This is a genomic window from Streptomyces geranii (assembly GCF_002954775.1).
In the GTDB taxonomy this organism is placed as follows: Bacteria; Actinomycetota; Actinomycetes; order Streptomycetales; family Streptomycetaceae; genus Streptomyces; species Streptomyces geranii.
On record NZ_PJME01000021.1, the window covers coordinates 146,006 to 152,501 of the forward strand.

Sequence of the window (6,496 nt, forward strand, 5' to 3'; positions counted from 1 at the left end):
GCCCCGAGACTAACCGGCCGTGGAACGAGCGGTCACCGCGAGTCGCGGGAAGAGCTTCTCGGCGTTGCCGCGGTTGACCGCGTGCAGCTGGCCGGGTCCCCAACCGGCGTACGTGTCAAGGCCGTTGTCGAAGCCGGTGCTCCACTCCTCGGGGAGCATCGGGAAGTCGCTGCCGAACAGGATGCGTTCGGGGTCGGCGAAGGCCAGCAGTGAGGGCAGGGTCGCGGGGCTGCCCGCGAGGGCGGTGTCGAAGTAGAAGCGGCGCAGGTCGGCGAGGATGTCCTCGGGGGTGGTGTCGGGGGCGAGGTGACCGGCGAGGGCCAGCCGGTGGGCGGCGTACGGCAGGAAGCCGCCCGCGTGCGGCAGGATCATCCGCATCCGGGGGTAGCGGCGGGGCACCCCGCGCATCGCCAGATGCAGGGCGGTACGGCTGGTGTCGTAGGGAAAATCGACCAGCGGGGCGGGCGGCAGTTCCGGGTCGGGGCGGCCCGGCGGGGCGGTGGGGTGGACGAACACGACGGCGGACCGGTGGTCCAGCTCGGCCCACAGGGGCTCGAAGGCCGGGTCGCCGAGGTAGTGGCCCTGGGCGTTGGACAGGACCATCACGCCGTCGGCGTTCAGCTCGTCCAGGGCGTGGGCGGCCTCGGCGAGCGCGCCGGCGACGTCCGGGAGGGGCAGTACGGCGAACATGCCGAAGCGGTCGGACCGTTTTCCGACCAGTTGGGCCGTGTACTCGTTGACGCTGCGCGCCCCCGTTCGGGCGCCGGCCGGGTCGTCGGGGGCGGCGAGGGGTGCGGCGTACGACAGCATGCCGGTGGCGATGGACCGGCGGTCCATCATCGCGAGCGCGCTCTCCTCGTCCCACACGGGAGCGGGCCAGCCGAGGCCGGACGCGCGCCCGGCCATCGCCCGGGCGCGCTCCGGCGGGATCAGGTGCTGATGGACGTCGATGCGGGTGGGGCCGGTCCGGATAAGATCGTCCGCCATAGGTCCGAGCCTCCTCGGATTCGGCCGATGTGGTGCGTGTGTGATGCGTGATACCTGATGCGTGATGTTTGTTATCAGCAGATATCAGCCGACAAATGACGATACGCGACCTGCCACCCGCGTCACATCTCGGGAAGCTCCCGCCCTCCGCCGCTCAGCCGCCGCTGCCGGGGTCGCAGCAGCCTTCCCTTCGCATCTGGTGGCTGACCTCCAGCCAGTACTCGGGTGAGGCCGAAGCACCCTGCGGGTCGTGCTGCCGCGTGGCGGCGGCGCCGAAAGCTTCGACGAGGTCCGCCTGCTCGAAGGGGATGCCGCCGCGCAGGACCGCGACGGTACGGACGAGACTGGCGAAGTCGGTGAACGGGTCGCCGTCGACGACGGTGAGGTCGGCGAGCTTGCCCTCCTCCAGGGTGCCCAGATCGGCGTCGGCGCCGAAGACGCGTGCGGGCAGCAGGGTGGCGGTGCGCAGTGCCTCCGCCGGGGACAGGCCCGCGCGGTGGAGTGCGCGCAGGGAGAGGTGGAGGTGCAGGCCCACCGGGACGAGCGGCTGGTCCGTGCCGAGGGCGACCAGGCCGCCCGCCGCGAGGATCCGCCGATAGATGTCCAACTCTCGCTCCAGTGTGGCCAGTTGTGCTTCGGTCGGCGCGACTCCGGCCTGTTGCCGGACGAGTGCGGTGTCCCAGGGCGGCATGAGCGTCGTGACGCGCGGGTCGTCCGCGAGGGCGGGGTCGGCGCCGAGCAGGGGCAGGGCCGTGAACGGGGTGGCGATGAGGTGGAAGTCGGTACGGGTGTAGATCTCCTCCAGGTCCTGGTAGGCGCGGCCGGTCGCCGTGGTCGCGTGCCCGAACTCCAGTCGCTGGGTGGCCTGCAGATGGGTCGTCAGATCCTGGCCGAGCTGAACTCCCGGACTGCACAGGTGACTTCCACTGCGCACCCCGAGCCGGTCGTGGGCGAAGTCGGCGGCCTCCTTCATCACCCAGCCCGGCGCCCGTACGTACGTCTTCACGAAGTCCCAGTCCAGCGCCCGCGCCCGGGCCAGCGAGCGGCGCAGGCCCTCGGGGGTGCGGTGGGCGCGGGCCATGCTGTAGGCGACGCGGCCTCCGTCCAGGAGTTCGCCGGTGGACAGGAGCCGGGGTCCGGCGAGGACACCGGCGGCGACCGCCTCCCGGAGGCGGGCCTGTTCGTAGGCGAAGCCGCCGAGCGAGACGGCCGTCGTGATGCCGTACGCGAGTTGCAGTGCGGTCTGGCGACCGCCGTAGGTGGACTGCCAGGGGTGGGTGTGCGCGTCCCAGAGGCCCGGGAGCACCGTGCGCCCGCTCGCGTCGATCCGGCGTTCGGCGGGGCGGCCGGCCCGGTGCGGGGCGACCTCGGCGATCCGGCCGTCGCGGATCACGACATCGATGTCCTCGCGTACGTCCGGCCCGGTGCCGTCCCAGAAGCGGCCCGCGTGGACGACCGTGTCGGCCGGGCGGGGGCGCCGGTAGTCCAGCGGGACACGGACGGTACGGGTGCTGCCGTCGGCGATGTCGGTGAGGCGCAGGGTGCCGGCGGAGAGGTGGAGGAGGGTGCGGGCGTCGGCGGACCAGGACGGGTGGTCGGCGGGCTCGGTGGTGAGCCGGCGTGGCTCCCCGTCGGGGGTGCCGTCGGCGCGGACGGGCAGCAGCCACAGCGCGGACTCGGCGACGACGGCCATCCAGCGGCCGTCCGGGGACCAGACGGGCCCGGAGTCATAGCGGTCGGCGAGCGAGGTGTGCGGGGCGAGGGCGTGCAGGACGGCGGTGCCGGTGGTGGTGTCGACGACCCGGATGAGGTTGAAGCCCTCACGGAAGCGCTGGTTGATCCGGTTCCGGTCGCAGAAGGCGACGTACCGGCCGTCGGGCGACCAGCTGGGGCGGCCGGGCAGACCGCCCGCGCCGAGGGGCGCGGCGAGGATCCGTTCGGTGCCGTCGGGCAGTTCGCGTACGACGAGGTTGCCCGACATGTCCAGGCAGGCCAGCCGGGTGCCGTCGGGCGAGAGGGCGGGGAAGACGCGTCCGCCCCCGGCCAGCACGGTCTCCGTGCCCGAGTCGAGGTCGCGGCGCCGCACGGTGAACAGGCCGTCGCGGTCGTCGGCGTACACCAACGCTGTGCCGTCGGGTGTCCAGGTGGGCGCCAACACATAGCGGGTGGCGGGGACTTGGAGCACCTTGCGCGGTGGCCGCCCGCCCGTCGTGCCGACGGTCCACAGCGCGTTCAGCGCGGCGAAGGCGACGGAACGGCCGTCCGGGGAGAGGGCGGGGAGGTGGAGTGCGCGCACGGGGCGGGTGCCGGTGCCCTCGAAGTCGTATGACTTTACTCGGTACTTGGGGCGGGTCACGGGGAGGGTGGCCGTGAACGGGATCTGTTCGCCGGCAGCCGGAACGTCCGGATCAGTCAATCGGAAACGGCCGTCGATGTTCAGCAGCAGGCGTTCGCCGTCCGTCCAGCGGGGTGGTGCCGGGAGCAGGTCGCCCTCGACGGAGATCGGTGTGCCGTCCACGACGAGGGTGCAGGAGGCGGCGGGGGCGGCCGTGGTGCGCAGGAGGGCCAGGCGTCCGGTGGGTGAGACGGCAGGGGTCATCAGCTGGGCGCCGGAGGCGTCGGTGTACTCCGTGACGACCGGGCCCGAGCCGTCGGCGGCCACGGACGCGACGGTGGACGCGCGCAGGGTGCCCGGGGCCGGGACGGTCGCGCGCACGAACAGCACCCGCTCGCCGTCGGGCGACCAGGTCGGATCGAAGTCCTCCCAGGCCGTGTCCTGCCCGGGCCCCTGCTGGCCGGGGCGCCCGGTGAGCCGGGTCAGCACGCCGGTGCGCACGTTCACCACCCAGACGCGGTACGGGGCGCCGGTCACGGTGTCGCCACCGCGCTCGGAGGCGAACGCGACGCGGGTGCCGTCCGGCGACCAGGCCGGACCCCGGTCGTCCCAGGGACCGTCGGTGAGCTGCCGCAGGCCTGTGCCGTCGGAGCGGAGCGTCCAGAGGTGGAAGGCGCCACCGCGGTAGGCGCATACGACGAGACGGGTGCCGTCGGGCGAGAACTGGGGGCGGGTGGGTTCGAGGCCGGGCGCGGTCAGCGGGACGGCGGTGCCGCCGGCGCGCGGCACGGACCACAGGACGTTCTGGATCTCGGCGACCAGTCGGTCACCGGCGGGGGCGAGGGTCGCGGAGCCGCCGGTGGCGGCGGTGAAGGTGAGGGTCGTCGCGGCTGCAGGGGGTGCGGCGAGGGCGTCAGGTGCGCCGATGCCTACGCCTACGCCTGCCCCTGCGCCGACGCCGATACCGGCTCCGGCGAATGCCGTGGCCGTGGCGGTCGTCTGGAGGAATCTGCGGCGGGAGAGCGGGCCGAGCCGGGTGTCGTCCGTGGTGCTGGGGGTGTCTTCGGCGTCCAAGGTGGCTCCCGGTGAGCGGAGTTGGCGTGTCGGACAGGAGAGATCGGTGAGGCGAAGGTAAACGGCACTGCCCCCTTCGAGGCACCCCACCCGGTGTTTCTCGGCCGAACTTCACTCTGACGTGAGCCTTGCCCCCGCTGTGCCGCAAATCTAGACTCGCAGTAAATGAAGCGAGTTCAGTTCAGGATGTGCATCGCGTACTCGGGAGCAGACTCATGCTGGGTTCCCTCAGTGGCAGGACCGTGCTCGTCACCGGCGCGGGGCAGGGCATCGGGCGGGCGGTGGCGGTGCAGATGGCCCGGCAGGGCGCGTCCGCCGTGGCCGTCGCCGACCGGAACAAGGAGACCGCTGCGGAGACCGCGGAGCTGGTCCGCGCCGAGGGGGCGCGGGCCGAGGCGATCGTCTGCGACCTCCGGGTGCGGGACAGCGTCCACGAGATGGTGGAGCGTACGGCGGAGTGCTTCGACGGGCTCGATGTCCTGGTCAACAACGCGGGGGTGATCGAGACCGCGTTCACGGCGGAGCCGGAGCGTGGGGTGGACTCGCTGTCCGAGGAGGTCTGGGACGCGGTCTACGAGGTCAACCTCAAGGCGGTGTGGCTGACCACCAAGTTCGCCGCACCGCATCTGCGCCGCTCGCGGCGGGGCCCCGCCATCGTGAACGCCGCCTCCGTCTCCGGCCTCACCGGCTTTCCCAACGCGCCCGCCTACGGCGTCACCAAGGCCGGTGTCATCCATCTGACCAAGGTGACCGCGGTCGATCTGGCCCCTGTGCGCTGCAACTGCTTCTGCCCCGGGGTCATCGACACTCCGCTCGCCCAGGGGTACTTCGCCGCGGCGGCGGACCGTGACGCCATGGAACGGGAGTTGACCGCGCCGCAGTTGGTGGAGCGGCTCGGGCGGGTGGAGGAGGTGGCGAAGCTGGCGTGCTTCCTGGCGTCGGACGACGCGGCGTTCATCACGGGGGCGTCTTATGTGATCGACGGGGGTGCGTTGGCTTGGCTGGGGGTGCGGGACTGAGGGGTTGGGCTGGGGTGGGCGGGGCTGGGGTGGGCGGGGTTGAGGGGCGGGGCTGAGTGTTTGTCGGTGATCGTCGAGAAGTGAGGGAAGCGGATGCAGTCGAGGCTCGCTGGAAGGACCGCGCTGGTGACCGGCGCCACGGGGGGTATCGGGGATGCCGTCGTACGGCGGCTCGCGGCTGAGGGTGCGGCCGTCGTGGTGACCGATCTCGACGGGGACCGTTGCGCGAAGCTCGCCGAGGAGGTCGGGGGCGATGCCCTGGGGTTCGCCCTGGACGTGTCCGACGAGTCCGCGTGGCGTGAGGTCGTCGCCGCCGCGACCAGTGAGCTGGGTGGGCTGTCCGTGCTGGTCAACAACGCCGGTATCGCCGCCATGAACACCGTCGAGACCGAGACCATGGAGTCCTGGGAGCGGGTGCTCGGGGTGACTCAGACCGGGGTCTGGCTCGGGATGAAGCATGGGGGTGCGGCGATCGAGCAGTCCGGGGGCGGCTCGATCGTCAATGTCGCGTCGATCTTCGGGACTGTGGGGGGATTCGGTTCGCAGTTCTCGTATCACGCGGCGAAGGGGGCTGTGCGGTTGATGACAAAGAACGCCGCGCTGCACTGGGGGACGCGTGGGGTTCGGGTGAACTCCTTGCATCCCGGGTTCATCGAGACGCCTCGGTCGCGGGAGTTGTGGCGGGGTACGCCTCGGTTGGCGGCGATGGTGGAGGGGACTCCGCTTGGGCGGTTGGGAATGCCTGAGGAGGTTGCGGGGTGTGTGGCGTTTCTTGCGTCTGATGACGCGAGCTTTGTGACTGGGTCGGAGTTGTATGTGGATGGGGGGTGGACTGCGCGTTGAGGGGGCCGGGTGGGTTTTTCCTCGCCCCCGCCGCCCCTACCCGTCCCATCCCTGGGGGCTGCCGCCCCCGGACCCCCGCTTTGTCCTCAAGCGCCGGACGGGCGGGGGGGGGGGGGGGGTGGGCGGGGGGGGGGGGGGGGCCGCGGGGGGGGGGGGGGGGGGTTGATCGGCCTTGACGGCCTCGACCTCAAACGCCGGACGGGCTGGGTGGTGCCGGCCGTGGCTTGGGGGTGCGGGC

At 72.3% G+C, this 6,496-nt stretch carries 4 protein-coding genes; 2 read left to right on the plus strand and 2 right to left on the minus strand.

Annotation, left to right across the window (positions count from 1 at the left end; all coding sequences use genetic code 11):
- Nucleotides 1-9: 9 nt before the first annotated feature.
- Together CW359_RS26345 and CW359_RS26350 are read right to left on the minus strand one after the other, a co-directional pair.
- On the minus strand, nucleotides 10-987 hold the full coding sequence (locus CW359_RS26345; protein ID WP_105972610.1) for an amidohydrolase family protein: 978 nt from the start codon (nucleotides 985-987) through the stop codon (nucleotides 10-12).
- A 154-nt stretch (nucleotides 988-1,141) separates the two neighbouring features.
- Entirely contained in the window at nucleotides 1,142-4,396 is a 3,255-nt protein-coding gene (locus CW359_RS26350; RefSeq protein ID WP_105972611.1) for an amidohydrolase family protein, read from the minus strand.
- A gap of 215 nt (nucleotides 4,397-4,611) precedes the next feature.
- On the opposite strand from CW359_RS26350, the gene CW359_RS26355 reads away from it, so the two are divergent.
- Both CW359_RS26355 and CW359_RS26360 read left to right on the plus strand, forming a co-directional pair.
- A complete protein-coding gene (locus tag CW359_RS26355; protein WP_105972612.1) occupies nucleotides 4,612-5,415 on the plus strand; it encodes an SDR family NAD(P)-dependent oxidoreductase in 804 nt (267 codons plus the stop codon).
- A gap of 93 nt (nucleotides 5,416-5,508) precedes the next feature.
- The gene (locus CW359_RS26360) at nucleotides 5,509-6,258 is read left to right on the plus strand and encodes an SDR family NAD(P)-dependent oxidoreductase (RefSeq protein ID WP_105972613.1); all 750 of its coding nucleotides are present in this window, start codon (nucleotides 5,509-5,511) and stop codon (nucleotides 6,256-6,258) included.
- The last annotated feature ends 238 nt before the right edge of the window (nucleotides 6,259-6,496 follow it).

What these genes read in the sequence shown, in the direction of transcription:
- CW359_RS26345 (WP_105972610.1), bottom strand. Translation starts at nt 987, where the DNA reads ATGGCGGACGATCTTATCCGGACCGGCCCCACCCGCATCGACGTCCAT.
- CW359_RS26355 (WP_105972612.1), top strand. Translation starts at nt 4,612, where the DNA reads ATGCTGGGTTCCCTCAGTGGCAGGACCGTGCTCGTCACCGGCGCGGGG.
- CW359_RS26360 (WP_105972613.1), top strand. Translation starts at nt 5,509, where the DNA reads ATGCAGTCGAGGCTCGCTGGAAGGACCGCGCTGGTGACCGGCGCCACG.